This window comes from Pseudoalteromonas sp. S2755 (genome assembly GCF_005886535.1).
Taxonomy (GTDB): Bacteria; Pseudomonadota; Gammaproteobacteria; order Enterobacterales; family Alteromonadaceae; genus Pseudoalteromonas.
On record NZ_PNDS01000224.1, the window covers coordinates 1 to 462 of the forward strand.

The 462-nt window shown below is 42.9% G+C and carries 2 protein-coding genes; both read left to right on the plus strand.

All coding sequences use genetic code 11. From position 1 onward, the window contains the following. On the plus strand, positions 1 to 386 hold a 386-nt coding region (locus tag CWC03_RS22930), incomplete at its 5' end, for a D-glutamate cyclase family protein (protein WP_138583807.1). A 9-nt stretch (positions 387 to 395) separates the two neighbouring features. Then, a partial coding sequence (locus tag CWC03_RS22935; protein ID WP_138583808.1) for a LamB/YcsF family protein occupies positions 396 to 462 on the plus strand: 67 nt, incomplete at its 3' end.

Consider the following 462-nt stretch of genomic DNA (forward strand, 5'->3'; position numbering starts at 1 on the left):
ACCCAACCACACCTTTACCACTCTACATCAGCAACTTGCCTTGCAACTCAGTAGATAAATACGAAGCGAATCAAATACTGGCGATGCGACCATTAACCAAGCAAAATCTTATAAGTGCTATTCAAGCGGCAACACTAAGCCGGCTTCCCTATGCGTTACCACTTCATTTTGGTGAGCCAAATGAAGTTGGGATCAAAGATCTTAGTAAGCCTAATTTTGGCGAGCCATTGATTTGTAAAGAGGGGCAGCTTCCGGTTTTTTGGGGTTCCAGTCTGACAGCTCAGTTAGCCATAGCAAAAGCGGCACCTGAGTTTTGTATTATGAATAGTCCACACCATTTATTGGTGACAGATAAACAAGATTTAGAGCTTGCAGTAACGAAGTAGGAAATAAGCATGTTATTAAATTGCGACTTGGGTGAGAGCTTTGGCGCCTGGAAAATGGGGTTAGACGAACATGTAA